The 2,946-nt window shown below is 71.8% G+C and carries 2 protein-coding genes; both read right to left on the bottom strand.

The window, feature by feature from the left end; all coding sequences use genetic code 11:
• Positions 1–12: 12 nt before the first annotated feature.
• Entirely contained in the window at positions 13–1,515 is a 1,503-nt protein-coding gene (locus AC27KI_RS21990) for a M20 family metallopeptidase (protein ID WP_487115837.1), read from the bottom strand.
• A gap of 79 nt (positions 1,516–1,594) precedes the next feature.
• Positions 1,595–2,815 carry a GGDEF domain-containing protein gene (locus tag AC27KI_RS21985; RefSeq protein ID WP_487115835.1) on the bottom strand — a complete coding sequence of 407 codons (1,221 nt, stop codon included), beginning with the start codon at positions 2,813–2,815 and terminating at the stop codon, positions 1,595–1,597.
• Positions 2,816–2,946 lie beyond the last annotated feature (131 nt).

The following is a 2,946-nucleotide window of genomic DNA, read 5'->3' as shown; positions in this document are numbered from 1 at the left end:
CGGGCAGCGGCTTCAGGCGGCCGCGGCGGTGGCCGTGCCGTCCTGGGCGACGGCGGGCGGCAGGCTGGCGATGACCTGCGCCACGGCGGCGGTGAGCTTCTTGGCGTAGGGCACGTGCAGGAACTCGTTGGGGCCGTGCGCGTTGCTCTTGGGGCCCAGCACGCCGCAGACCATCATCTGCGCCTTCGGAAAGCCCTGGCTCAACATGTTCATGAGCGGAATCGTGCCGCCCTGGCCGATGTAGCCGCACGGCGCGCCGAAGTGGGCCTGGCTGGCGGCATTGAGCGCGCCCTCGAACCACGGCGCGGTGTCGGGCGCGTTCCAGCCGCTGGCCGCGCCGCCGCCCTCGAAGGTGACCTTGGCCTGGTAGGGCGCGTTGTCCTCCAGCAGCGCCTTCATCTCCTGCACGCACTGCGCGGCGTCCACCAGCGGGGGCAGGCGCAGGCTGAGCTTGAAGGCGGTGTAGGGGCGCAGCACGTTGCCCGCGTCCTTCAGGGCCGGAAAGCCCTCGGCGCCGGTCACGCTGAGCGTGGGCTCCCAGGTGCGCTTGAGCAGGGCCTGCACCGGGTCGGTGGTGGTGGGCAGCGCGAAGGTGGTGGAGCCGCCGCAGTCGTAGTGCGCCCAGGGAAAGCGCTTGTACACCTCCTCGCCCAGGATGCCGGCGGTGGCGCGGGCCTGCGCCAGGCGGTCGGTGGGCACGTCGCAGTGGAAGCTGGCGGGCAGCAGGCGGCCGGTGGCGCTGTCCTCGAGCCGGTCCAGCACCTGCCGCATGATGCGGAACGACGAGGGCACGAGGCCTGACGAATCGCCCGAGTGGATGCCCTCGGTGAGGATATCCACCTTGAGCGTGCCGCTGGCCATGCCGCGCAGGCTGGTGGTGAGCCACAGCTGGTCGTAGTTGCCGGCGCCGCTGTCCAGGCAGATCACCAGGGCCACGCTTCCTAAGCGGCTGCGCAGCAGGTCGATGTAGGGCAGCAGGTCGCCCGAGCCGCTTTCCTCGCAGGTCTCGATCAGGCCGACGATGCGCGGGTGCGGCACGTTCTGGCGCTTGAGCTCCTGCACGGCGGCGATGCTGGCATACACCGCGTAGCCGTCGTCGGCGCCGCCGCGGCCGTAGAGCTTGCCGTCCTCGTACTTGGGCGTCCAGGGGCCCAGGTCCTTGCGCCAGCCCTCGAACTCGGGCTGCTTGTCCAGGTGGCCGTACATCAGGACGGTCTGGCTCGACTGGGGCTGCGTGGCGGCCACCTCGAAGAACAGCACCGGCGTGCGGCCGGGCAGGCGCACGATCTCGAGCGTGAGGCCCGCCACCTTCTGCGCTTCGACCCAGTTCGCGGCATTGCGCAGCACGCGGTCCAGGTATCCGAGCTGCTCCCAGTCGGGGGCGAAGCCGGGCGACTTGGCGGGGATCTCGATGTATTCGGTGAGCTGGCGCAGGATGTCGCCGTCCCATTGGCGGCTGACGTGGGCCAGGGCTTCGGCGGGTTGCAGGAGATCGGGGGCGGTGCGGGCGTTCATGGCGGTTCCTCGGGGGCATTCCAGGAAAAGATCCTGCCACCGGCCGCGGCATCCGGCGGGCGCGCCGGTGCGTTGCAGTTCACCGCTCCGGTGGAGGAAGGGTTTCCGGATTGTCGTGCAGTGCGGAGGCGGGCACCACCCCGCGCAGATCGCCCGCGACGGCAACGCGGTTGCGTCCGCTGCGCTTGGCCTCGTACATGGCGCGGTCGGCGGCGGCGATCAGCATGTCCCAGCTGTCACCCTCCTCGATGCGTCCGCCGAACACGCCGATGCTCAGGGTGACCGGCACGGTGTGCCCGCCCAGGTCGAAGCGCGTCTGCTCGATCGCCCGGCACAGCTGGATGGCCAGCTGCCGCGCGCCGTGCAGCGGCGTGTCGGGCAGCACCACGAGGAACTCCTCGCCGCCGTAGCGCCCGATCATGTCCTGCGCCCGCAGGCGTTCGCCCATGGCATCGACCACGCGGCACAGCACCTGGTCGCCCACGAGGTGGCCCAGCCCGTCGTTGATGCGCTTGAAGTGGTCGATGTCCACCATCATGAGCGACAGCGGCTCGCGCGTGCGGATGGCCCGGGCGATGTCGCGGTCCAGCGCGGCGATGGCCGCGCGGCGGTTGGCCACGCCCGTGAGCGGGTCGCGCGCGGCCATGCGGCGGTTGGTGTCGTCGGCGCGGTCGCGCGCCATGAAGATGAAGCCGAACGACGAGGCCTGCACGGCGATGAAGGTGGACAGGAACGTGGCGTGCTGCAGCCAGCCGCCCTGCAGCAGCCCGGTCAGCGGCATGGCGCCCGTCGCCGCGGCCACGGCGCGCACCACCAGCACCGACATCTGCAGCACGATGCCCAGCGCCACCAGGCCGGCGCCGCGCCCGGGCGACGGAAAGCGCCACAGCGTCCACAGCACCAGGGCCAGTTGCGCGGGAAAGACCACGCCCGCCAGCATCAGGCGCATTTCGTAGTCCTGCAGGAACGCCACGAACAGCGCCAGGGTCAGCACGACCGGCCCGATCAGCCGCCCCCAGGGCAGCGGCCGGCGGTGGAACTGGCACACGGCCGCCAGCAGGCAGGCGAACACGCTGGACAGCAGGCCGTTGGCGGCCACGATGGAGAGCATGTCCGGCACGCGGCCGCGCAGGGCCAGCAGCACGTAGGCCAGCGACTGCAGCACCAGCGCGGCGGCCCACAGGCCCAGGCCGTCGCGGCGGCGCTCGTGGCCGACCAGCACCAGGCAGGCGGCCATGACGACGGAACCGATGACGGTCATCGCCAGCAGCGTGGGCAGATCGATGGCAAATGTGGGCATGTCGGGTGCGGCGGGGCGTGCCGGCCAGGGCAGCTCGGGGGCCGCAGCATATACCACCGCACCGGCCGGCCGGTTGGCGCGGGTGGGTGGATGGGCGCGGCGCCGCCGCCGTTGGTGCGCCGCTTGGCGCG

This window comes from Acidovorax sp. KPB24-03 (genome assembly GCF_057546605.1).
The sequence above is the reverse complement of the archived record's forward strand: the minus strand, read 5'-3'. Positions and strand labels throughout refer to the sequence as shown.